The organism is Sagittula sp. NFXS13, assembly GCF_040148795.1.
Taxonomy (GTDB): domain Bacteria; phylum Pseudomonadota; class Alphaproteobacteria; order Rhodobacterales; family Rhodobacteraceae; genus Sagittula; species Sagittula marina.
Genome location: NZ_JAGEMH010000003.1, coordinates 129,950 through 151,949, shown reverse-complemented (window position 1 = coordinate 151,949; position 22,000 = coordinate 129,950). Strand labels below are relative to the sequence as shown.

Genomic DNA, 22,000 nt, shown 5'->3' with positions numbered 1-22,000 from the left:
CTACTCCGCGGCCAGCGGCTTTTCCTGGATCCTGCCCGAACCGATCGCCGCCAACTCGGCCACCACGCCACGCAGGGTGCGGCGGATGGTCTCGAACTCCGCCGTCGGCTCGATTGTGCGTTCGTTCATATACAGCGCGCGATCAATCTCCACCTGGATGGCATGCTGGCTGCGCGACGGGCGACCGTAGGCCTGAGTCGTGTACGCCCCGGCAAAGGGCGTATTGCGCGCCACGACGAATCCCGCTGCGCGAAACGCAGATTCGACCTGCATGACGATGTCCGGCGCAGCAGAGGCCCCAAAGCGGTCGCCGATCACGATCTCTGGCCGTTTTACATGATCGCGCATGGCGCCATCCAGCGCCTCATGCGGCATGGAATGGCAGTCGATCAGAATCGCCTCGCCAAAGCGGGCCCGCGCATCGCTGAGCAATACCGCCAATTTATCGTGATAGGGTCGCCAGATTCCCTTGATGCGCTGCTCCGCCTCAAGCCGTGAAATCTTACCCCGATAAATCGAGCGGCCCCCGGCAACGACTCGGGGGACAACGCCCAGACCACTGGACACACGTGGGTTGTGACCTTTCCGACCGACCCCTTCGATCAGGGCCGGGTCCAGTTCATCCGCCGCGCGGTTGAGGTCAATATACGCTCGTGGCGCCCCGCCACACAAAAGCGGCGCACCAAATTCCGGAGCACAGTCAAACAGTTGATCCACGAATGCGTCCTCTGATGACCGAATCATCATCGGATCAAGCACCGTCTGGTTCAGAAAAGACTGCGGGTAAACGCGCCCGGAATGCGGCGATGCAAAGACCACACAAGACCGCAATGCGTCAGGCAAATGTAAATGGTAAGCTGTACAGGGCATCGTCAATCCTTTGCACGATACAATGACCGAATTCTTTCTGTGCCAAAAGCCCTTGATCCCATCTGATAACCTATTTATAGACCCGCTCACCGGCGCAAAAAGCCCGCCACCCGAAACCGTTCAGGTGGCACTCAGGGAAAGATGCGAAGGCCATATGGGTGATTAGCTCAGCGGTAGAGCACTTCGTTGACATCGAAGGGGTCACTGGTTCAATCCCAGTATCGCCCACCATTATTCCACCTCTCGGTGCACGGGCGCGTCCGTTACGGATGGCGCCCGATACGTTCCGGGAACAGGCACAACCTTGGCGCTCGCGCGCCGCGAAAGACGAAGGAGAGACCAATGAAGGTCGCAAACTCGCTCCGCTCGCTCAAGAAGCGCCACCGCGACTGCCGCGTTGTGCGCCGTAAGGGCCGCGTATACGTGATCAACAAGACCCAGCGCCGTTTCAAGGCACGTCAGGGCTAATTCGCCCTCAGGTCTTCGCGATAGCGATTCGAAAACCTCCGCCGACATCTTGTCGCGGAGGTTTTTCTTTGCCTGTGCGTTGCCTGACAGGTGCGGTTGTTTCCTTTGAGGCAAAACACAAACGCCGCCCCCATAGGGACGGCGCATGAGTCCTGCGGTGGCAGTCGATCAGCCGCCGCGCATCCGTTCGATGACTTGCAGCATCTGACGCGCCCGCGATGCACGCGCCCCATTGGGATAGGCATTCAGATAGCGGCGCACAGCTTGCTCTGACCCCAGACGCTCCACCTCGGCCCACATGGCGGCGTCAGAAGGCCCGCGCGAGGGGGCCGGAGAATCACTCCTTGCCGCGTCCTTCTGCCTGGCCTGCGAAGCGGCCTTGCGACGCGCTTCGGCGCGGGCTTTCTCAGCGGCAGCGGCTTTTTCACGCGCGCGCCGGGCCTCTGCGGCGGCAGCTTGATTTCGGCGTGCCTCCTGCTGCTTCGCCTTGGTCTTCTCGGCTTCGGCCCCTTCCTGCAGTTTGGCGATCTGGTTCAGATCGAGATAGCCGGTCGCCTCCAGGCCTTGAGCTGTTTGCCAAGACCGCACAGCGTCCCGCGTGCCTTCGCCAAAGATTCCGTCCACCGCCCAGTGATAATGTCCCAGGTCATCCAGATTGCGTTGAATGTCCCGACGCGCGTCACGGTCGAGACCAAGGAAATCCTCCGCCCGGCGCAGATCATAAAAGGGATCGGCCTTGATGGCCTTGATTCGCTGGGTCGCCGCGCTGACGTAGCTCCCCTCGGGCTGTGCGATCAGGTAGGACTGATAACTCGCCTCGGAGTTCTGGATGCGCGCAGCACGCCAAGCGCCCTCGTCGGCAGCAATTTCCACCTCGGAGCGTGTGTCTCCCTCGGCCTCGGTGTCCGCAGGGTCAGCGGCGGCCGTCTTCGTGACGTCCTCCCCCTCATCAGCGGTATCTGCAGTTTCTGACTGCTGAGTCGCTTCAGGTGCGGCGTCTGCTGCCTCTGCCTCTTGAGTCGCTTCCGGCGCGGCATCGGCCTCTTCCGCCAGCTCGGGTGCGGCCTCCGCGGTCTCTGCCTCTTCCGCCGCCTCTGGCGCAGCGTCGGCGGCGTCGGCCTCTGGCGCAGCGTCGGCCTCTGTAGTCTCTGGCGCAGCGTCCGCGGCCTCTGCCTCTTGCGTAATCTCAGGTGCGGCGTCCGCTTCCGCAGCCTGCTCCGCCTCCTCAGTCGCCTCCGCTTCGTCGATCATGCTCTCGGCGGTCTCAACCGCCTCAACAGCGTTCTCTTCGGAGGTTTCCGGCGAATCAGCGGTCGCGGATTCCGGGTCGGGCGTGGCCTCGGCCACGACGTCCGGGGCCTCGTCAGCCTCCGGCGGTGTGGCGGGCGTGGCGGTTTCCGCAGGTACAGGCGCTGCGGGCGCTTCGTCTGCGGACCGTGTCGGGACATCCGTCGCACGCACCACCACAAGGTCGCCCGGCGCAAAGCCGTCGACCGTCACCCCGGCGGCCTGTGCTGCTGCGACGACCGGCTGGCCGACCTTCGCCAGTTCACCGGCGGCAAACCGCGACACGGCTGATTCCGGGCCGGACAACACGGTCACGCCCGATGGCACCTCCAGATCGCCGATCCCTGCGTCGAGGAAATCACCAAAGTCTGCGGTCACCGCGCTTTCGCTCAGCACCAGAAACGCACGCCCCGGATATTTCGCCAGAACGCTCATCGCCGCATCCAACGGGAACGCCTGCAACATCACAGCCGTGTCAGACAGTGCCGCGCCATCGCTTGCGGGCAGCAAATACGCCCCGTTCGCGCCATGCAGAAACGCACCGGCGAGCATCATGATGACCGGACCATCGTCCCCTTCGAGGGCCGCGACAAATTCGCTGAACCCTTCGGACATGGCGGGCCCACCCGCATCGCGTGCCTCGGTAACGTCAAATCCCTGTTCGCGCAGGGCTTCTGCTGCCTCGGCCACCTGGGTCGCTGCAAACAGCGTCTGAACCCCGTTGTAACTGCTGTTACCAATGACCAATGCATCGCCTGCTGCTTGCGCCGCTGTGCCCGAAATCAGCCCGGCGAAGGCAAGTGTCAGAATCCGCATAACAATTCCTCCTTTTTTTCAAGCCTACCGTGCTCGCGCATCATAACAAGACACGATTGCACCGGTCATGAAACCTTCGCGTGTGACGACAGCGCGCCGACGACCTGCGACGGTTCTAAAAACGCCCGAAAATCAGAAGGATGCCCCGGAATCAGTCATATTTGCGCTGGTCTTCGATCACGAGCCCGTCACGCGGCAATTCACCAATCCCCACCAGATCCACGTCGGCCTTGAGCTTGAGCACCTCGACGATACTGGCCTCCAGGCCGTCGATGGCGCGCGCCTCGGTTTCGATTCGCACCGTCATGGCGTCCATTTCACCGTTGCGGCTGGCCACGACGCGAGCGCGCGAGATCTCGGGGTGTTTGGCCACCAGCTGCGCCACCTGTTCAGGACGCACAAACATGCCCTTGATCTTGGTGGTCTGATCGGCGCGGCCCATCCACCCCTTGATCCGCGTGTTGGTGCGCCCACAGGGCGAGGCGCCGGGCAGCACAGCCGACAGATCGCCGGTGGCAAACCGGATCAGCGGATAATCGGGATTGAGCGTGGTGACGACGATTTCGCCCACCTCCCCCTCTGGCACCGGATCACCCGTGCCTGGGGTCACGATTTCGACGATGACATGTTCGTCCAGGATCATACCCTCCATCGCGTTGCTTTCATAGGCGACGTTGCCCAGATCCGCGGTGGCGTAGCATTGCAGGCAGGAGATCCCGCGATCCGCATAATACTGCCGCAACGAGGGGAACAGCGCGCCGCCGCCCACAGCCGCGCGGTCGATCTTCAGCTCCAGCCCCATCTCGTCGGCTTTCTCGAGGATCACCTTCAGGTAATCCGGCGTGCCGGCATAAGCGGTGATGCCAATGTCGCGCGCCGCCCGCGCCTGCAGTTCGGTCTGCCCCGTGCCCGCAGGCAGCACCGCCGCGCCCACCGCCCGTGCGCCGCTTTCAAAGATCATCCCCGCCGGAGTGAGGTGATAGCCAAAGCAGTTCTGCACGATATCCCCCTGCCCGATGCCGCAGGCGTGCAGGAACCGCCCCATGCGCCACCAGTCAGGGCTGACGCCGCCGGGTTCGTAGATCGGACCGGGCGACTGGAACACGTGGGCAAGGTTAGACACAGGAAAACCGCCAAAGGGGGGCGCTTCTGCCTGCTTCGCCGCAAGCTCCGACTTGCGCAGAACCGGCAGGGCCGCCAGCCCCGACAGATCTTCGAGCGCATCATATCCATGCTTCGCCAACTGGGTGTTCAAAGCCTGCAACTGCGCGCTCTCTCGCGCGTCTTGGCTGCGTGTTTCCAAAGCATCGAAGTAGCTTGTCATCCCTGTCCCCTCCCGTGAGGTTTTGTCATCCTTGGGTGTCGAGTGGCGCGGGCAGCACCGTCTCCGGCACCGCGTCAAAATCCGCCACCACGGCACATGGTACGCCTGCGGCCTCGATGTCCGTCACCGCCGTCCGGGCCGCCTCCGGCAGCGTTCCGGTGGCCTCGCGCAGGACCACACCGCCGATCCGGCCCGGATTGCGCGCGACCGCATCGCGGTAGACGATCGCATCCTTTTGGCCCGTGTCGCCCAGCAGCCAGATCTGCAATTCAGGATTGGCCGCCAGAATCCGATCAATCGCCGCCCCCTTGTGATCGCCGTGGCTCGCCCCGATCAGCCCCTTGTCGGACACGCCAAGGTCACGCAGGAACATCGGCCCCTGCACCAGCCCTGCCCGATCAAAGATCCCCTCGAGGAACGCAAACAGGTTCCACGGCGAAGAGCTGACGTAATACACCGGGTTCCGCCCGCCTTCGCTCAGCCGCGCCATCAGTTTGACCGCATCCGGGTAGACTTCGCGGGTCAGCGCATTGCCGGTAAAGGTGTTCCACAGGTTGCGCGGCAGCGAAAACGCACCGGTGTGCAGCATCGTGTCGTCGATGTCGGACACCACGCCATAGCGCGCCTCCGCCTGCGGCACGAGGACGGGCATCGGTTTCGGCGCATCGTCGCTGCCTTCGATCTCGGCTTCGATATGCACCCATCCCGCGTGATCCGGCGCGCGTGGCACTTTCATCTGGATGTACCCTTCCGCGTCAGAGCGCCCCTCGACCCCCGCCGCGACCACCGGCACATCCCGCACCTCGGAGGTCAGGAACAGCGACACCATCTGCTTGAAGTTCACCCATTTCGATTGGTCCGCCTCCGGTGCTGCGCGGCGCACGGCACTGACCACGCGCCCTTGAATCACCAGACCACCGGGCACCGCATAGCCGCGATAAGCCTTTAACATCGGGGGCGCATCTGAACGGATCGCCCGCTCGATCAGCCCTTCGACGGCCCGCGCCGCCCGATTGAGACCTGCGCTGAATGTGCCGGTGGAGTTCGCCATGTCGTGCCCTTTCGCAATTGCTTCAGGCAAGCCAACGCTTACGACGGCGATAAGATCGGACGTCACGGAAACTCTTTCGCCCGGTGTCCGACATGCCGAGGTAGAATTCCTTCACATCCGGGTTCTCGCGCAGCTCCTGCGCCGGGCCTTCCATCACCACACGCCCGTTTTCGAGGATGTAGCCGGAATGCGCATAACGCAGCGCCACGTTGGTGTTCTGCTCCGCCAGAAGAAAGCTAACGCCCTCCCCCTCGTTCACCGCTTTGACGATCTCGAAGATCTGTTCCACCAGCTGCGGTGCAAGCCCCATGGACGGCTCATCCAGCAGGATCGTCTCGGGCCGTGACATCAGCGCGCGCCCGATGGCGGTCATCTGCTGCTCCCCGCCAGAGGTGTAGCCCGCCTGCGATTTCCGCCGCTCGCGCAGACGTGGAAAATAATTGTACACCATCTCCAGATCTTCATCGATGGCGCCCTTGCCGTCGCGCCGGGTATAGGCACCGGTCAGCAGGTTTTCCTCCACCGTCAGGTGTTCAAAGCAATGCCGCCCCTCCATCACCTGAATGACACCACGTTTGACCAGCGCGGCCGGGTCCAGATCCTGCACCCGCTCGCTTTTGTAGACGATCGACCCTTTGGTCACTTCGCCCCGTTCCGAATGCAGCAGGTTTGAAATCGCCTTCAGCGTGGTTGTCTTGCCCGCGCCGTTGCCGCCAAGCAGCGCCGTGATGCCGCCCTTTCGCACGTTGAGGGACACGCCTTTCAGAACGAGGATCACGTGATTGTAGATCACCTCGATATTGTTGACCTCCAACAAGGCCTCGTCAGTCATCGATCCATCCGGCATAACACCTCCCCGCACGCAGGTCGCCCGATGGCGCGCGCCCCATGCTTTTGCTTGGTCGAACTTCTCAAGATCCGGCGGCGGCCCACGCCACCGCCGGACGGACAGGCTTCAGCTTTCGCAGTCTTCGTTCACGGCCCAGGGTTCGTTGGCTTCGGCGTATTCATCCGCCTTGGCCGCTACGATATCGGCATAGCCTTCGACGTTGGCTGTCATCAACTCGGACGCCTTCACGAACTTCTCGCCGTCCCACTCCAGCATCCAGCCGCCGGAGTTGCCGGTGTGGTCGGAACACGACGTCTGGAATGGCGGCACCATACCGTCGAGGCCCAGCTCCGCGATCCGCTCTTCGGTCATGTTGATGTTCTCCAGACCCCAGCGCAGTTGTGTCGGGCTGATCTCCGCGGTGTCGAACTCTTCTTGCGCGACGCGGATGCCCTCACCCAGAATGGCGGAGATGATGATGCCGCGGCTGTAAAAGACACCCGCCATTTCTTCGGGGTTGGACTGGGTCAGGCCCGGCTCGACAACATGTGTCTGGATGTCCTGCATGACCGGTGCATCCGGGTTCGGGAACGACCAGCTGATCGACTTGTAGCCCTTGCCGTCCTCGCCCACGATCTTCAGGTCGGCATCATGCCCGGCCCACCAGACGCCAAGGAAGTTTTCCATCGGGAACTTGGTCTTCACCGCTTCGGTGATGGCCCCGGCGTTCATCGCGCCCCAGCCCCACATCACGACGTAATCGGGACGCTCGCGGCGGATCTGCAACCACTGCGCCGACTGGTTCTGCATCTCTTTGAGGCCAACAGGAATCGGCACCAGCTCAAAGCCCTTGTTTTCCGCGTGCATTTCCAGCACCGGCAGAGGCTCCTTGCCAAACGGGTGGTCGAGGTGCAGGAAGGCGATCTTCTTGCCCTCCAGATCGCCCTGCTCTTCGAGGTACTGGATGATCATGTCGGCGGCATCCCAGTATCCCGCCGGAGTATTGAACGCCCACTGGAACGTCTTGCCGTCCATCATCGGGCTGAACCCGTAGCCCGGCGCAAGGATCGGGATCTCGTCCACGTTTGTCTTCGGCAGAACCTGCAACGTGATGCCGGTGGACCATGGCTGCGTCACGATGGAGCGGTCCTTGGTCTTCTCGTAGCACTCCACGCCCTTTTCGGTGGAATAGCCGGTTTCGCATTCTTCGGCGTTCACCGGAACGCCGCCGATCCCGCCGTCACGTGCGTTGAGCATGGTGAAATAGTCGGCCTGCCCGTTCATCAAGGGGATGCCCGTCGCGGCAAACGGACCGGTCCGATAGGCAAGGTTCGGGGTGTACAGCTCCTGCGCCAGCGCACTGGTCGCGGCAATCCCCGCCACAACGGCAGCCACCGCCATCTTGGTAAATCGTGTCATAGTGTCTCCTCCCTGAGATAATGTCACTTTGTTCAGTCTTTTGGTGTCGGTCGGGGTTCGCCCCGGCTCTGTTTTGAAATCGTCAATGCGGGAACGGCCAGAGGATCAGTTTCTCCCGGATCAGCCGCCACAGCTGCGCAAGGCCATGCGGCTCCACGATCAGGAAAAAGATGATCAGGCTGCCCACGATCATGATGTTGAGATGCTCCACCGTGGCACTGTCGATCGGAATGCCCAGCGCGTTGGGCAACAGGTTCAGCACCACCGGCAGACCCACGATCAGGATCGCCCCAAGGTAGTTGCCCATGATCGACCCCAGCCCGCCGATGATGGCGATGAACAGGATGCGGAACGACAGCGGAATGTCGAACAGGTTCGGCTCCGCCGCCCCCCGCCACATAAAGACGAACAGCGCACCGGACACGCCCACGATGTAGGACGAGATGGCAAAGGCCGTCAGCTTCGATTTCATCAGGTTGATCCCGATCAGCTCGGCGGCGATGTCCATGTCGCGCGTCGCCTTCCACGTCCGGCCCAGCGTGCCGCGTGTCAGGTTGATGCACATCCACGTCAGCAGGCAGACGATGAACAGCACGACATAATACTGAATGGTCGAGGACGCCTGAGGCCCTGCGATATACACCCCAAACATCTCGAGGTTGGGCACCTGGATCGCACCAGAGGCGTTGTCATTGTACAGCCACGACCACTTCTCGAACAGCCAGACCAGAAAGAACTGCGCCGCCAGCGTGGCAATCGCCAGGTAGAACCCCTTGATGCGCAGCGACGGGATGCCAAAGGCAACCCCCACCCCGGCCGAGAACACACCCGACAAAAGAATCGCGATGATCGGGTTCATCCAAGGCATCAGCGTGATCAGCTTGTAACAGGCGTAGGCCCCCACCCCCATGAAGGCCGCGGTGCCCAGCGACAGCTGCCCGGCATAGCCCGTCAGGATGTTCAGCCCCAGCGCCGCAAGCGAATAAATCAGCACCGGGATCAGAAGCGTCTGAAAGGCGAACTCCGTCGCCACCAGCGGGAACACGACCCAGGCCAGCACCAGAATGACTCCCAACAGGAACGCATCGTGGCGCACCGGGAACAGGGCCTGATCGGCCCGATAACTCGTCTTGAACTGTCCTGCGGTGCGATACAGCATCCGCGCTCCTCCCCTGTTGTCCGGTGCGCCTCTGCGGGCGCGGAACCGGGTGAATCCGGGCCCGTCCGGGGCGCGCTGCCTCCCCGCAGCGCGCGCCCGTCATCTCCCGTGTGCCGTCAGTCGTCCTTGCGCCGCTTGGGCAAAGCCGCCGTCCAGAAATCCGCCACGGCCTTCCACGACGTGGCCGTCGCATTGACCGAGGCGCTCATCATCGTGTTGACCGCGTCCATCTGCGCTTTCATCACGCCCTGGACCGCCTCCTGTTGTGCCTCGTAGATCTCGCTCATCCCATCTGCGCTGCGCGCAAGGTTGACCGTTTCTTCCGTTGCTTTCGTCCGTGCCCGCGGCGAGCGATCCCGCTGCGGTGTCGTTGTCTTCCGTGTCGCCATCAGACATCCAGTCCTTCGTCTGCATCAAAGCGGGTTCGGGAATTCGAACCCCGTGCATACCCCGTAGCCTCGGAATGCCGGACGATCCAGAACCAAGCCCAGATACCCAGTGCCGCACCCAGCGCGGCGATCACCACAGCCCCCACCATGCGCGACCCGTCAGAGGGCGGCGTCGTGACCGCAAGATAGCCAAACGACCAGAACCCGGCCCAGGCCACCACGTTCAGAACTGCGATCAGTTTGGTCATCCCGACCCTCTCCCCGTCCAAGGCTTCTTTGCTTTCCGAAATACTCCCGCCGGAGGCACCCACGCCCCCGACGAGAGCCGACCTAAACTCTTTCGATGATCCGCTCGCCAAACAGGCCCTGTGGCCGGAACAGCAGCACGATCAGCGCCAGCACAAAGGCAAACCACGTTTCGGTATTGCCGCCGAGCAGCGGCTGCCCCCAGTAGATCTCGAACAGCTTCTCCATCAGACCGATCATCAGACCCCCGATGATAGCCCCGGCGATGCTTTCCAGCCCGCCCAGCATCAGAACCGGCAGCGCCTTGTAGGCGATGACCTCCAACGCAAAGCTCACACCGGCCCGCGCCCCCCAGGCAATGCCCGTGACCAGTGCGATGATCCCCGCGATGAACCAGACCAGCACCCAGACGGTCTGAAGCGAGATCCCGACGGACAGCGCCGCCTGGTGGTCGTCGCCCAGCGCCCGGATCGCACGCCCCATCTGCGTGTAGTTGAGGAAGGCCAGCAGCGCCGCGACCAGCGCACAAGCCACCACAACCACCGTGATATCAAGGTGTTGCAGGATCAGTAGCCCCCCCCATGGCTCCAACACCGTGTCGCCGGTGGGAATGCCAAGCTCCTCGGTGATCATCTGCTTGTTTTCGCCGCCAAAGATGATTTCGCCGCCGCCGATCAGGAACAGCGTGATCCCGATGGTCGCCATGAACAAGATGATGTCCGGCTGCCCCACCAGCGGACGCAACACCACCCGCTCGATGCCGACAGCCAAAACGAACATGACCCCCAGCGTCAGCAGCACCGAAATCCACGCCGGCACACCAAAGGAATGCAGCCCCACCAGCGTCAGCGCGGCAAAGACCACCATGATGCCCTGGGCAAAGTTGAAGATCCGGCTCGACCGGAAGATCAGAACAAAGCCCAGCGCGATCAGGGCATATAGCACCCCGGAGACAAGCCCCTCCCAGAGCACCTGCAGCAGGAAATCCGGCGCCTCGACCATATCCACAAATGGATTGATGAAGATGTCTTTTAGCATAAGTCCCCCTCGGCCTCAGCCCGGTCCTGCGTGAACCCGACCCGCTGAATGTCCATCCCCGAAGCGGTGCCCGCCGCGTTGAAGTCTGTCACCTGCACGTTGAAATCTCCGGGCCGCTGCGCCCCGTCGCCTGCGGCCCTAGTCATGCGCCACCCCCAGATAGGCATCGATCACGTCCTGATTGTTGCGCACCTCGTCGGGCGTGCCGTCGCCGATCTTCTTGCCGTAATCCATCACGACAACCCGGTCGGAAATATCCATCACCACGCCCATATCGTGCTCGATCAGGGCGATGGTCGTGCCAAATTCGTCATTCACATCAAGGATAAAGCGGCTCATGTCCTCCTTTTCCTCGACGTTCATCCCCGCCATCGGCTCATCGAGCAGCAGGATCGACGGCTCCGCGGCCAGCGCCCGCGCCAGTTCCACCCGCTTCTTCAAACCATACGGCAGGCGCCCCACCGGCGTCTTGCGGATGTTCTGGATCTCGAGGAAGTCGATGACCTTTTCGCAGATTTCGCGGTTCTCGATCTCTTCGCGCTGCGCCTTTCCCCACCAGAGAGCTTGCGCCCCGATCCCCGCTTTCATATGCGTCAGCCGGCCAGTCATCACGTTGTCCAGAACGGTCATCCCCTCGAACAAGGCAATGTTCTGGAACGTCCGCGCCACGCCCATCCGCGCAACCTCATAGGGCTTCATCGGCGGACGCTTCGCCCCCTTGTACCAGACCTCACCGATGGTCGGCGTGTAGAACCCGGATATGATATTGAGCATGGACGACTTGCCCGCCCCGTTCGGCCCGATGATCGCGCGGATCTCGCCTTCGCGAATATCGAAGGAAATATCCTGTATCGCCACCAGCCCGCCGAACTTCAGCGTGATGTTCTTCATCTCCATCAAGGTGCCGCCAATCTGGCGCCCGTCGGCGGTGATGTACCCTTCGGTCTGGTCCAGCATCACGCCCCCTCCATCGCAAATCTCAAAGTCTCAACCGACGGACCGCCCGTGGCGCGCCTTGCGGGATGGTGGGCGGGGCGATCCGCGCAGCGGGAGCGTCGTACCATCATTCCGCCGCCACCGCTTTTGGGGTGACCGGCACGACCGCCGCATCCACCAGCTTCAGCGTCGCCTTGATCTTGCCCTTGCGCCCGTCCTCGTAGGTGACTTCCGTCTCGGTGTAGATCGTGTCCGACCCATCGTAGAGCGCGGCGACCAGATCGCCGAATTTCTCGCCGATCACCTTGCGCTTGACTTTTCTCGTGCGGGTCATCTCGCCATCGTCTGCGTCCAGTTCCTTGTGCAATATCAGGAACCTGTGGATCTGGCAGCCCGACAGCATGTCGTCTTCCGCCACAGAGGCATTCACCTCCTCCACATGGGCGCGCACCGTCTCGATCACCTGCGGATGCTGTGCCAGCTCCTGATAGGAGGCATAGGCAATGTTGTTGCGCTCCGCCCAGTTGCCCACCGCCGTCAGGTCGATGTTGATGAAGGCGCAGCAACGGTCCTGCCCCGCGCCAAAGACTACGGCCTCCAGGATGTCAGGATAGAACTTCAGCTTGTTCTCGACGTATTTCGGCGCGAACAGCGCGCCGGAGGCCATCTGCCCCACGTCTTTCGCCCGGTCGATGATGCGCAGATGCCCGGTGTCCTCTTCAAAGAACCCCGCATCGCCCGTGGCGACCCAGCCTTCGGCGTCCTTGGTGGAGGCCGTGCTTTCGGGGTTCTTGTAATATTCCACAAACGTGCCCGGCGAGCGGTAGAAGACCTCGCCATTCTCGGCAATCTTGATTTCCACCCCCGGCGCAGGCACCCCAACCGTGTCAGAACGCACCTCGCCGTCAGGCTGCACCGTGATAAAGACCGACGCCTCCGTCTGCCCGTACAGCTGCTTCAGGTTGATCCCGAGCGAGCGATAGAAATCAAAGATCTCCGGCCCGATGGCCTCGCCCGCCGTATAGCCCACCCGCACCTTGGAAAAGCCCATGGCGTTCTTCAGCGGTCCATAAACCAGCATTTCGCCCAGCGCGTATTTCGCCCGGTCCATCGCGCCCACCGGCTTGCCGTCAAGGATGCTCGGCCCCACCTTGCGCGCGTGCGCCATGAAGTGATCGAACATGCGCTTCTTGGTTTTGCCCGCGTCCTCCATGCGGATCATGATCTGCGTCAGAAGCGTCTCAAAGATCCGCGGCGGCGCAAAATAATAGGACGGTGCGATCTCGCGCAGGTCGGTCTGCAGGGTCTCGACGCTTTCGGGGCAGTTGACGCAGAAGCCTTTCCAATAGGCCTGCCCGATGGAAAAGATGAAATCCCCAACCCAGGCCATCGGCAGGTAGGCCAGCACCTCGTCATCGCGTTTAAGATGGTCGAACTCCGCCGAGGATCGCGCCGCCTCGATGATGTTGCGGTTGGACAGGACCACGCCCTTGGGCTTTCCCGTCGTCCCCGAGGTGTACAGCATCACGCAGGTGTCGTCGTAGCCCAGAACAGAGCGTCGCGCGTTCAGCTCGTCGATGAATTCATCGCGGGCAGCGCGCCCCTGCGCCTGAACATGGCTGAATTCATGCAGATGGCTGTGGTCGTATTTCCGCAGGCCGCGCGGGTCGACGTAGATCATGTGCTCGAACTGATGCAGGCCCTCCTGCACCTCGATCACCTTGTCCACCTGCTCCTGATCGGCCACCACGACGAACCGCGCGCCGCAATGGTCCAGCACATAGGCCATCTCTTCGGCACTGGCGTCCTGATACAGGGGCACGGGGATCGCGCCGCACATCTGCGCCGCCACCATCGACCAGTAGAGCGTCGGACGGTTGCGCCCGATCACGGCCACATAATCGCCGCGCGCCACGCCGATGTTCAACAGCCCAAGGGCAAAGGCCTCGATCTCTTTCTCAGCCTCGGCCCAAGTCCAGCTTTGCCAGATTCCGTATTCTTTTTCGCGGTAAGCCGGCGCATCCCCCATCTCTGTCGCATTCCGATGCAACAAAGCAGGGATCGAGCGCAGGCCTTCAACGCCCTCGACGCGTGAAGCCAAATTAAATTCCTCCCATGCCGAGACCGGCATCTCCTTGTGCCCTCCCCTCCTCAAGGGGGGCGTGATCGCTTGTGCGATTCTGATGCCGATTAGGCGTGTTCTGAGCCTCGTGGTCAACTTTTTCCTGAGGTTTTCCAGAATGTAACGAATTCTTACAGGCCGGGTGAAAGCCGATCGGACACGCACGGTCACTCTGGCCCCCGGACAAAACCACGGCTACCGTCGCGGCCATGCAGACGCGCACCGACACCACCGCCTATACGCTGGCGGGCCTCAACCTGATCCAGCAGGCGCTGTCGATCTTCGATCGCAACCTGGGGTTGGTGCACATCAATCGCCCCATGCAGGTGATGTTCGACCTGCCCGACGCTTTGTGTATGCCCGGCACCTCCTTTGAAAGGGTCATTCGCCATCTCGCGGTCAGCGGCGAATACGGCCCGGTGGACGACATGGAATCCTTCATCAGGACCCGTGTCGATCGTGCCCGCGCGTTCGAGCCGCATTACATGGAACGCACCCGCGCCAATGGCCGCACCATCTCGGTCGAGGGCGCGCCCCTGCCTCAGGGCGGCTGGGTCACGGTCTACACCGACATCACGGCAATCAAGCAGCAGGAGGCTTTGCTGCGCAGCCGCTCAGAAACCCTCAGCGAAGAGGTGCTCGCCCGCTCGGAGGAGCTCAGCGCCACCAACCGCCAGCTCGCCGCCACCATCAGCGCCCTCGAAGAAACCCGTCGCCAGTTGACCGAGATCGAAGCCCGCACCCGCACCACAGCCGAGATGATGCCCGCCCACATCGCCCGTGTGGACGACACCGGGCATTACACCTTTTCCAACAACCGCTTGTCCGATGTCATGCCCGGGCGACCCGGTGCAATCGTCGGTCTGCACGCGCGCGAGGCGCTTGGCCCTGCCTACGCACGGGTCGCACCGCATCTGAACGGCGCGCTGAACGGGGAGCCGTCGACCTTCGAGTTCACCGATGAACCCTCCGGTCGCCGCATTCGCGCGGCCTTTACACCTGATCCGCTGGAACCCGGCGTCTACATCATGTCCCAAGACGTCACACACGAAACGCAGGCGCGCGTGGCCTTGCAACAGACACGACGCCGCGAGATGGCGGCGCAGCTCACCTCCGGGCTGGCGCATGACTTTTCCAACCTGCTGACCATCATGCTCGGCCAACAAGCCAAGCTCGCCCGGCTGGATCTGACACCCGAGGCGCAGGCCTGCGTGACCTCGACCTTGCAAGCCGCGCGGCGCGGCGCAGCCCTGCTCAACCGGATCTCCGACATCACAAGCCCGCGCCAATGGCAGGCGGAGCCGTTGCGCCTTGGTCCCTTTCTGGAAGACCTGCACACGCTCGCCAAACCGACCCTGCCTGAAAAATTGCGGCTGACAATTTTGGACAACACCTCTGCCCCATTGCTGGCAGATCCCGGCCTGTTGAACGATGCGCTGCTGAACCTGATCCTGAACGCCGCTGCTGCTTGTCCGGAGGATGGCACCATCACGCTTACGGCCCGCGAACTGCGCGACACATGGCTGGAGATCACCGTGACAGACACCGGCACCGGCTTTTCACCAGAGGCGTTGGAGCGCGGCCTGACCCCGTTCTTTACAACCAAGGGTGGCGAAGGCTCCGGCCTTGGGTTGGCGATGGTCTACGACATGACCAAACTCGCGGGCGGCTCGGTGCGCTTGTCGAACACGGACAGCGGTGCCTGTGTCACCTTGCGCCTGCCGCTGCGGCCCGCCCCCGACCTGCCGCAAAGCGGGCTGGTCCTGCTGGTCGAAGACAGTCCCGACCTGCGCGCGCCCATCCGTGACACGCTCACGGCACAGGGCTTTTCGGTCATCGAAGCGGCCAGCGTGGACGAAGCCTCAGCCCTGATCGACGCGCTGGACGTGGCGCTGGTGCTGTCCGACATCACGCTCGAAGGCGACGCACCTGGATACGTTCTGGCCGACCGCCATCCGCAGGTGCCACTGCGGCTGATGACCTCGCTTCCCGTGACGCATCCCGATCACGGCGCGGCCCGCGCCCGAGCGCCCGTGCTGGCCAAACCCTTTACCCCAGAGGCGCTCGCGCGCTTCCTCGCCCGTCCGGAGGACCCGCGCCCATGACCGATCCGCTGCCACCCCTTGTCACCATCCTCGACGACGAGGCCGCCATCCGCGAGATCCTCACAGACGCGCTGCAAGAGGCCGGGTTTCGCACCCGCGCCTTTTCCCGCGCGACGGAATTCGAGGCCGCATTGCGGACCACCACACCCGATGTGGCGCTGGTGGACCTGTCCCTGCCGGACCGTGACGGGCTGACGCTGGTGCATCGGCTGGCACTGGAACAAGGCGCGAAGGTCATCATCATCTCGGGCCGCGCGCAGGTGCAGGACCGGATCACCGGGCTGGAACTGGGCGCCGACGATTACGTCACCAAACCGTTCGAGACCGCTGAGGTCATCGCCCGCATCCGCGCCCGCCTGCGCAAAGCGCCGGAAAAGGCGCAGGCCAGCACCGCCCGTTTCGGCGAGTGGATCGCCCATTTCGACCGCTTCGCACTGGAACGCGACGGGGCCGAGACGCCGTTTTCCCAAGCGGAGTCGGAGGTGCTGCGGCTGTTCCTCGAAAGCCCCAAGCGCCTGATCACCCGCGCCCACATGCAAGAGGCGCTGGGCGGCACGGCCGGCGACAGCTTTGACCGGGCGATGGATGTGCGGATCTCTCGGCTGCGCACGAAACTTGGCGAAGATCCGAAAAACCCACGCCTGATCAAGACGATCTACGGCGCGGGCTATATCTTTCTCGGCGATGTGAGCTGGACCTGAGACCTACATAGGGTCGCCGCGACCGAAGACGTTCTCCCGATGCCACCGCAAGTTATCCCGATGCGGATGCAGGCGGGTGTCCTTGGGCAAATACAGGCGGCGATCCGGCGCAATCAACCGTGACACCACATCGCCGGGCACCTTGTTATGAGAGATCATCACATGGGAGGTCTCGTCGACCGAGATCGACTTCCGGCGAGCGCAATGACCAAAACGATTGCGCCGGTCAGCAAACTTGCGAATGCGCGCCCGCGGAAACGCCAGATACCATCTTTGCCACCACTCTGACGGTCTTGCATGGCCGCGCCCCAATCACATTGCGAAAAATGGCAAAGCATGTCTTCACCTGGCCAAAGCAGGTGATCGGAGACGCGCCTATTTATCGGACGGCGCGCGCTCCTTGGGGATGAGAGCTTTTTACTCCGCGGCCACAGGCTCCGTCAGCGGGTTTTCCACGCGCACCGCAGAGTATTTGAACTCGGGGATCTTGCCATAGGGGTCCAGCGCCGGGTTGGTCAGGATGTTTGCAGCGGCCTCGACATAGGCAAAGGGCAAAAAGACCATATCCGGGGCCACCATGCGATCGGACCGGGCCATGACTTCGACGGTACCGCGCCGCGTGGTCAGACGGACCATGCCGCCCGGTTCGACGCCCAGTTTGCGCAGGGTCGAGGGATGCAGAGAACAGTTGGCCTCTGGCTCTACCGCGTCGAGCACGGTTGCGCGGCGTGTCATCGACCCGGTGTGCCAATGCTCCAACTGGCGACCCGTGGTCAGGATCATCGGGAAGCTTTCGTCCGGAACCTCCGCCGGGGGCGTGACACGGGCAGGTGTGAACTTGGCCCGACCGGCGCGGCGCGGGAAGCCGTCGGCAAAGACCACCGACTGACCGGGATCGTCCGGGCCGAAGGTGGGATAGGTCACGGCGTTGTCCTGCTCCAGGCGCTTCCACGTGATGTGATGCAGCGACCGCATGGACATCTTCATCTCGGCGAAGACCTGGCTTGGGTGGTCGTAGTCCCAATCGAGCCCGATGCGCCGCGCCAGATCGACGATGATTTCCCAGTCTTCGCGGGCGTCGCCGGGGCTGTCCACCGCCTTGCGCATCATCTGCACCTGACGGTTGGTGTTGGTCACGGTGCCGTTCTTTTCCGGCATGGCGGCGGCGGGCAGGATCACGTCGGCGTAGTTCGCCGTCTCCGTCAGGAAGATATCCTGCACCACCAGATGGTTGAGTTTGGCCAAGGCCTTGCGGGCATGTTCCACATCCGGGTCGGACATGGCCGGGTTTTCGCCCAGAATATACATGCCTTTGATGTCGCCACGGTACACGCGATCAATGATCTCGACCACGGTGAGGCCCGGCTCTTCGAGGAGTTCGGTGCCTTCCCAGATGTGCTTGAACAGGGAGCGGACTTCGGGATCGGTCACCGACTGATAGTCCGGCATGAACTGCGGGATCATCCCGGCGTCAGAGGCGCCTTGCACGTTGTTCTGGCCCCGCAGCGGATGCAGACCCGTGCCGGGACGGCCCACATGACCACACAGAAGCGCCAGCGAGATCAGGCAGCGCGCATTGTCAGTGCCGTGAATGTGCTGCGACACGCCCATGCCCCAGAAGATCATCGCCCGCTGCGCGCTGGCAAAGCTGCGGGCCACGGTGCGGATGGTGTCGGCGTCGATGCCGCAGAGCTCTGACATGCGCTCCGGCGTGAAGGCGCGGATGTGATCGCGGAATTCAAAGAAGCCCTCGGTGAAGCCTTCGATATACTGACGGTCGTAGAGCTTTTCTTCGACGATCACGTTCATGATCGCGTTCAGCAGCGCCACGTCGGTGCCGGGGCGGAATTGCAGCATGTGCCTCGCGTGGCGGGCCATGGCCGTGCCGCGCGGGTCCATGATGATCAGCTCGCCGCCGCGCTTGGTGAACTGCTTGAAGAAGGTCGCCGCGACGGGGTGGTTTTCCGTCGGGTTGGAGCCGATGACGATGGCGAGATCGGCATTCTCGATCTCGTTGAAGGTAGCCGTCACCGCGCCGGAACCGACGTTTTCCATCAGGGCGGCCACGGAGGAGGCGTGGCACAGGCGCGTGCAATGGTCGACGTTGTTGTGCTTGAAGCCCTGACGGATGAACTTCTGGAAGAGATAGGCCTCTTCGTTGGTACATTTGGCCGAGCCGAAGCCCGCAACCGACGCCCCGCCGTAGTAGCTGCGCAGATCGGCCAGACCATGCGCCGCCTTGTCCAGCGCCTCTTCCCACGTGGCCTCGCGGAAATGGGTCCACGGGTTGGCGGGGTCGACGTTCAGCCCCTTTTCCGGGGCATCGTCGCAGCGGATCAGCGGCTTTGTCAGACGGTGGGGGTGGTGGATGTAGTCCATGCCAAAGCGGCCCTTGACGCAGAGCCGCCCCTCGTTCGCCGGGCCGTTGATGCCCTCGACGTATTTGACCTTGCCGTCCTTGGATTTGATCGAAACCTGACAGCCGACGCCACAGAACGGGCAGACGCTTTTGGTTTCGGTGTCGAAATCCTTGCTGTCGCCGATCTGGTTGGTGTCCATGACGGAGGACGGCATCAGCGCGCCGGTCGGGCAGGCCTGCACACATTCGCCGCAGGCCACGCAGGAGGACTCCCCCATCTCGTCGTCAAAGTCGAACACCGGGTAGGCATCGTGGCCGCGGCCCGCCATGCCGATCACGTCGTTGACCTGCACTTCACGGCAGGCGCGCACGCACAGGCCGCACTGGATGCAGGCGTCCAGGTTCACGCTCATCGCCACGTGGGAATCGTCGAGCAGGGGAATGCGCTCTGCCTCCAGCGTCGGGAAGCGCGATTCGGTGACGCCCTGTTCGGCGGCCATGTCCCACAGGTGCGAGGATTGGTCGTGGGCGGCGTTGCGCTCCGGCTGATCGGCCAGCAGCATTTCCATCACCATCTTGCGCGCGGTGGTCGCGCGGGCGGAGGCCGAGCTGACGACCATGCCGTCCTGCGGTTCACGGATGCAGGAGGCGACGAGGTTCCGCTCACCTTCGACCTCGACCATGCAGGCGCGACAGTTGCCATCGGGGCGGTAGCCGTCCTGGGGTTTGTGGCACAGGTGCGGGATCTTCAAGCCGCGACCGTTGGCCACTTCCCAGATGGTCATGCCCTTTTCGGCTTCGACCTGCTCACCATCGAGGGTGAATCGGATAATGTCGGACATGCGTTCCTCCAAGAAGTCTGGCCTGCGCCCCGGGTCGGCCCGTCGCATGACGACAGGACCGGCATTCCGGATATACCTAAACCATGCCCACGTCCGAGGGCGTGGAACAATGCCGACCTTCGGCTGCGTTTTTGCGGCTTTGCGTTTCCGATGCGCGCCGCTGCGTTCGCGCGCCGACCATCCGCCTTCATCAAAGCATATTATCCGATTGTGTCAAAAACATTCGATGAACGCCCTTGACCTGGAGCGCGCTCCAACTCCTACCTTGAGATGCGTCGACACGGGAAAGGGTTTTGCATGAAGATATCCGACCTTGCGCGGCGCAGCGGCTTTAGCACCGATACGCTGCGGTATTATGAGAAAATCGGCCTTGTTCCCCGAGCGGCGCGAGATGCCGGCGGGTGGCGGGTTTACGACGCCTCCACGCTGACGTGGCTGGCGTTTCTCGATCGGTTGCGCGCCACGGGGATGCCCATGCGCGACCGGCTGACCTACGCCCGGTTGCGCGCCGAAGGGGACCACACCGGACCGGAGCGCCGTCAGCTGCTGGAGGCGCATCGCGACGAGGTGCGTGCCCGCGTGGCGCAATTGCAGGACTGTCTGACTGTGCTCGACACCAAAATCGACAGCTATCCCAAAGGAAAAGCCAATGACCCCGCACCAACAGACCGCCCCACAGACACGCCGTGACCGCGGCCTTGATGCCCTGAAACGTATCGACGGCCAAGGCGGAGAGGCCGTGGTGAATGCCCTCGCCGACATCGCTCCGGATTTTGCCGACATGCTGCTGGAGTTCCCATTTGGCGACATCTACACCCGCGAGGGGCTTGATCTGCGGTCCCGCGAAGTGGCCACAATCGCTGCGCTGGCGGCGATGGGCACCGCCACGCCACAGTTGAAGGTCCATATGCAAGCCGGGCTGAACGTCGGCCTGAGCCGCGAAGAAATCGTGGAAATCTGTATGCAAATGGCCGTCTATGCAGGGTTTCCGGCAGCGCTGAATGCCTTGTTCGCCGCGAAGGAGGTGTTTGCCGAGGCCGCCTGATCGCCACCGCGCTGGCCGGATTGCGACATCGCGTATCGCAATTCGGCCAGTGCGGTCGTCAATCGGTGGACCTCCCCCGTTGCGCCGCCTAGGGTTCGGAAAATTCAAGATGGCGGCAGGAGGCACGCATGGCGACGGGAAAGAACATCCGGACATGGCATAATGGGCAGTGGCATGAGGGCGATGCGCTGATCATGCGTGCCGCAGATCACGGCGCCTGGCTGGGCAGTTCGGTGTTTGACGGTGCACGTCTGGTAAAGGGCGTCACCCCCGATCTGGAGGCCCACTGCGCACGGGTGAACCGCTCTGCCGTGGCGATGATGCTGAAGCCGACCGTCCAGACCGATGACATGATCGAGATGGTCCGCGAGGGCCTCAAAGCCTACGCCCCCGACGCGGCGGTCTACATCCGTCCGATGTATTGGGGCATCAACGGCGACGCCACGGCCATCATTCCGCAGCCCGACGAAACCGGATTCGCCCTGTGCCTGGAAGAGATTCCCATGGCGCCGGACACCGCGTCTGTCACGCTGGGCTACACCCGTTTTCGCCGCCCCGTGATCGACACCGCCGTGGTCAATGCCAAGGCAGGTGCGCTTTATCCCAACAACGCGCGGATGCTGGCGGAGGTCAAAGCGCGCGGCTTTAACAATGCGCTGGTGGCCGACGCCATGGGCAACGTGGCCGAGACGGCAACAGCGAACGTCTTCATGGTGCGCGACGGCGTGGTGTTGACGCCGGTGCCCAACGGCACGTTCCTGTCCGGGATCACCCGCGCGCGCCACATCGCCAACCTGCGCGCCGATGGCATGGAGGTCGTGGAAACGGTTCTGACCTTTGATGATTTCGCCGTGGCCGATGAGGTCTTTCTCACCGGCAACATGAGCAAGATCACCCCCGTCACGCGCATCGAGGACAGATCCTACGAGGTTGGCCCGGTGACCCGCCGGGCGCGCGAACTGTATTGGGACTGGGCGCTTTCCGAGGCTTGAGG

At 62.9% G+C, this 22,000-nt stretch carries 21 protein-coding genes and 1 tRNA gene; 7 read left to right on the top strand and 15 right to left on the bottom strand.

Annotated features, from left to right (window positions below):
* Entirely contained in the window at positions 1–870 is an 870-nt protein-coding gene (locus J4E08_RS08465) for an N-formylglutamate amidohydrolase (protein WP_349538099.1), read from the bottom strand.
* 156 nt (positions 871–1,026) lie between these two features.
* On the opposite strand from J4E08_RS08465, the gene J4E08_RS08460 reads away from it, so the two are divergent.
* Both J4E08_RS08460 and ykgO read left to right on the top strand, forming a co-directional pair.
* Positions 1,027–1,101 (top strand) — tRNA-Val (locus J4E08_RS08460).
* A gap of 111 nt (positions 1,102–1,212) precedes the next feature.
* Entirely contained in the window at positions 1,213–1,338 is a 126-nt protein-coding gene (gene ykgO / locus J4E08_RS08455) for a type B 50S ribosomal protein L36 (protein ID WP_007792261.1), read from the top strand.
* 168 nt (positions 1,339–1,506) lie between these two features.
* On the opposite strand, the gene J4E08_RS08450 is transcribed toward ykgO, so the two are convergent.
* The 12 genes from J4E08_RS08450 to J4E08_RS08395 all read right to left on the bottom strand — a co-directional run bounded on the left by J4E08_RS08450 (position 1,507) and on the right by J4E08_RS08395 (position 13,963).
* The gene (locus tag J4E08_RS08450) at positions 1,507–3,441 is read right to left on the bottom strand and encodes a peptidoglycan-binding protein (protein ID WP_349538098.1); all 1,935 of its coding nucleotides are present in this window, start codon (positions 3,439–3,441) and stop codon (positions 1,507–1,509) included.
* A 151-nt stretch (positions 3,442–3,592) separates the two neighbouring features.
* The gene (locus tag J4E08_RS08445) at positions 3,593–4,765 is read right to left on the bottom strand and encodes a phenylacetate--CoA ligase family protein (RefSeq protein ID WP_349538097.1); all 1,173 of its coding nucleotides are present in this window, start codon (positions 4,763–4,765) and stop codon (positions 3,593–3,595) included.
* Positions 4,766–4,790: 25 nt separating this feature from the next.
* Positions 4,791–5,816, bottom strand: a complete 1,026-nt coding sequence (locus J4E08_RS08440) for a phosphatase domain-containing protein (RefSeq protein WP_349538095.1) — start codon at positions 5,814–5,816, stop codon at positions 4,791–4,793.
* Positions 5,817–5,838: 22 nt separating this feature from the next.
* Positions 5,839–6,663, bottom strand: a complete 825-nt coding sequence (locus J4E08_RS08435; protein WP_349538094.1) for an ABC transporter ATP-binding protein — start codon at positions 6,661–6,663, stop codon at positions 5,839–5,841.
* 108 nt (positions 6,664–6,771) lie between these two features.
* Complete coding sequence (locus J4E08_RS08430; RefSeq protein WP_349538093.1) at positions 6,772–8,064, bottom strand: ABC transporter substrate-binding protein; 1,293 nt, start codon at positions 8,062–8,064, stop codon at positions 6,772–6,774.
* Between the two features lie 82 nt (positions 8,065–8,146).
* On the bottom strand, positions 8,147–9,223 hold the full coding sequence (locus J4E08_RS08425; protein ID WP_349538092.1) for a branched-chain amino acid ABC transporter permease: 1,077 nt from the start codon (positions 9,221–9,223) through the stop codon (positions 8,147–8,149).
* Positions 9,224–9,339: 116 nt separating this feature from the next.
* The gene (locus J4E08_RS08420; protein WP_344716664.1) at positions 9,340–9,510 is read right to left on the bottom strand and encodes a hypothetical protein; all 171 of its coding nucleotides are present in this window, start codon (positions 9,508–9,510) and stop codon (positions 9,340–9,342) included.
* Positions 9,511–9,611: 101 nt separating this feature from the next.
* The gene (locus J4E08_RS08415) at positions 9,612–9,860 is read right to left on the bottom strand and encodes a hypothetical protein (RefSeq protein WP_183963727.1); all 249 of its coding nucleotides are present in this window, start codon (positions 9,858–9,860) and stop codon (positions 9,612–9,614) included.
* A gap of 82 nt (positions 9,861–9,942) precedes the next feature.
* Positions 9,943–10,896: a branched-chain amino acid ABC transporter permease gene (locus J4E08_RS08410; protein WP_183963729.1), complete on the bottom strand. Its 954-nt coding sequence runs from the start codon at positions 10,894–10,896 to the stop codon at positions 9,943–9,945.
* Positions 10,890–11,042, bottom strand: coding sequence for a hypothetical protein (locus J4E08_RS08405; protein ID WP_349538091.1), 153 nt, complete (start codon positions 11,040–11,042; stop codon positions 10,890–10,892). The genes J4E08_RS08410 and J4E08_RS08405 overlap by 7 nt, the downstream gene beginning before the upstream one ends.
* Positions 11,035–11,853, bottom strand: a complete 819-nt coding sequence (locus J4E08_RS08400; protein WP_183963733.1) for an ABC transporter ATP-binding protein — start codon at positions 11,851–11,853, stop codon at positions 11,035–11,037. Before J4E08_RS08400 ends, J4E08_RS08405 begins: the two co-directional genes overlap by 8 nt.
* 106 nt (positions 11,854–11,959) lie before the next feature.
* Positions 11,960–13,963: an AMP-binding protein gene (locus tag J4E08_RS08395; protein ID WP_349538090.1), complete on the bottom strand. Its 2,004-nt coding sequence runs from the start codon at positions 13,961–13,963 to the stop codon at positions 11,960–11,962.
* 200 nt (positions 13,964–14,163) lie between these two features.
* Here J4E08_RS08395 and J4E08_RS08390 point away from each other — a divergent pair, with 200 nt between their 5' ends.
* Both J4E08_RS08390 and J4E08_RS08385 read left to right on the top strand, forming a co-directional pair.
* Entirely contained in the window at positions 14,164–16,059 is a 1,896-nt protein-coding gene (locus tag J4E08_RS08390) for a PAS-domain containing protein (protein ID WP_349538089.1), read from the top strand.
* On the top strand, positions 16,056–16,760 hold the full coding sequence (locus J4E08_RS08385) for a response regulator transcription factor (RefSeq protein ID WP_183963746.1): 705 nt from the start codon (positions 16,056–16,058) through the stop codon (positions 16,758–16,760). The genes J4E08_RS08390 and J4E08_RS08385 overlap by 4 nt, the downstream gene beginning before the upstream one ends.
* A gap of 3 nt (positions 16,761–16,763) precedes the next feature.
* On the opposite strand, the gene J4E08_RS08380 is transcribed toward J4E08_RS08385, so the two are convergent.
* A complete protein-coding gene (locus J4E08_RS08380) occupies positions 16,764–16,919 on the bottom strand; it encodes a hypothetical protein (RefSeq protein ID WP_349538088.1) in 156 nt (51 codons plus the stop codon).
* A gap of 258 nt (positions 16,920–17,177) precedes the next feature.
* Entirely contained in the window at positions 17,178–19,961 is a 2,784-nt protein-coding gene (gene fdhF / locus J4E08_RS08375) for a formate dehydrogenase subunit alpha (protein WP_349538087.1), read from the bottom strand.
* 297 nt (positions 19,962–20,258) lie between these two features.
* Between fdhF and J4E08_RS08370 the strand changes: the two genes are divergently transcribed.
* The 3 genes from J4E08_RS08370 (at position 20,259) to J4E08_RS08360 (ending at position 21,998) form a co-directional block, all read left to right on the top strand.
* The gene (locus tag J4E08_RS08370; protein ID WP_349538086.1) at positions 20,259–20,651 is read left to right on the top strand and encodes a MerR family transcriptional regulator; all 393 of its coding nucleotides are present in this window, start codon (positions 20,259–20,261) and stop codon (positions 20,649–20,651) included.
* Positions 20,611–21,006: a carboxymuconolactone decarboxylase family protein gene (locus J4E08_RS08365; RefSeq protein WP_349538085.1), complete on the top strand. Its 396-nt coding sequence runs from the start codon at positions 20,611–20,613 to the stop codon at positions 21,004–21,006. Before J4E08_RS08370 ends, J4E08_RS08365 begins: the two co-directional genes overlap by 41 nt.
* Before the next feature lie 128 nt (positions 21,007–21,134).
* Positions 21,135–21,998, top strand: a complete 864-nt coding sequence (locus J4E08_RS08360; RefSeq protein WP_349538084.1) for a branched-chain amino acid aminotransferase — start codon at positions 21,135–21,137, stop codon at positions 21,996–21,998.
* The last annotated feature ends 2 nt before the right edge of the window (positions 21,999–22,000 follow it).

Coding starts and splice junctions, on each gene's coding strand:
- J4E08_RS08410 (WP_183963729.1), bottom strand. CDS start 10,896: ATGCTAAAAGACATCTTCATCAATCCATTTGTGGATATGGTCGAGGCG.
- J4E08_RS08430 (WP_349538093.1), bottom strand. CDS start 8,064: ATGACACGATTTACCAAGATGGCGGTGGCTGCCGTTGTGGCGGGGATT.
- J4E08_RS08445 (WP_349538097.1), bottom strand. CDS start 4,765: ATGACAAGCTACTTCGATGCTTTGGAAACACGCAGCCAAGACGCGCGA.
- J4E08_RS08450 (WP_349538098.1), bottom strand. CDS start 3,441: ATGCGGATTCTGACACTTGCCTTCGCCGGGCTGATTTCGGGCACAGCG.
- J4E08_RS08365 (WP_349538085.1), top strand. CDS start 20,611: ATGACCCCGCACCAACAGACCGCCCCACAGACACGCCGTGACCGCGGC.
- J4E08_RS08360 (WP_349538084.1), top strand. CDS start 21,135: ATGGCGACGGGAAAGAACATCCGGACATGGCATAATGGGCAGTGGCAT.
- J4E08_RS08390 (WP_349538089.1), top strand. CDS start 14,164: ATGCAGACGCGCACCGACACCACCGCCTATACGCTGGCGGGCCTCAAC.
- J4E08_RS08435 (WP_349538094.1), bottom strand. CDS start 6,663: ATGCCGGATGGATCGATGACTGACGAGGCCTTGTTGGAGGTCAACAAT.
- J4E08_RS08370 (WP_349538086.1), top strand. CDS start 20,259: ATGAAGATATCCGACCTTGCGCGGCGCAGCGGCTTTAGCACCGATACG.
- J4E08_RS08465 (WP_349538099.1), bottom strand. CDS start 870: ATGCCCTGTACAGCTTACCATTTACATTTGCCTGACGCATTGCGGTCT.
- J4E08_RS08385 (WP_183963746.1), top strand. CDS start 16,056: ATGACCGATCCGCTGCCACCCCTTGTCACCATCCTCGACGACGAGGCC.
- ykgO (WP_007792261.1), top strand. CDS start 1,213: ATGAAGGTCGCAAACTCGCTCCGCTCGCTCAAGAAGCGCCACCGCGAC.
- J4E08_RS08425 (WP_349538092.1), bottom strand. CDS start 9,223: ATGCTGTATCGCACCGCAGGACAGTTCAAGACGAGTTATCGGGCCGAT.
- J4E08_RS08395 (WP_349538090.1), bottom strand. CDS start 13,963: ATGCCGGTCTCGGCATGGGAGGAATTTAATTTGGCTTCACGCGTCGAG.
- J4E08_RS08405 (WP_349538091.1), bottom strand. CDS start 11,042: ATGACTAGGGCCGCAGGCGACGGGGCGCAGCGGCCCGGAGATTTCAAC.
- J4E08_RS08380 (WP_349538088.1), bottom strand. CDS start 16,919: ATGATCTCTCATAACAAGGTGCCCGGCGATGTGGTGTCACGGTTGATT.
- J4E08_RS08420 (WP_344716664.1), bottom strand. CDS start 9,510: ATGAGCGAGATCTACGAGGCACAACAGGAGGCGGTCCAGGGCGTGATG.
- J4E08_RS08440 (WP_349538095.1), bottom strand. CDS start 5,816: ATGGCGAACTCCACCGGCACATTCAGCGCAGGTCTCAATCGGGCGGCG.
- J4E08_RS08400 (WP_183963733.1), bottom strand. CDS start 11,853: ATGCTGGACCAGACCGAAGGGTACATCACCGCCGACGGGCGCCAGATT.
- J4E08_RS08415 (WP_183963727.1), bottom strand. CDS start 9,860: ATGACCAAACTGATCGCAGTTCTGAACGTGGTGGCCTGGGCCGGGTTC.
- fdhF (WP_349538087.1), bottom strand. CDS start 19,961: ATGTCCGACATTATCCGATTCACCCTCGATGGTGAGCAGGTCGAAGCC.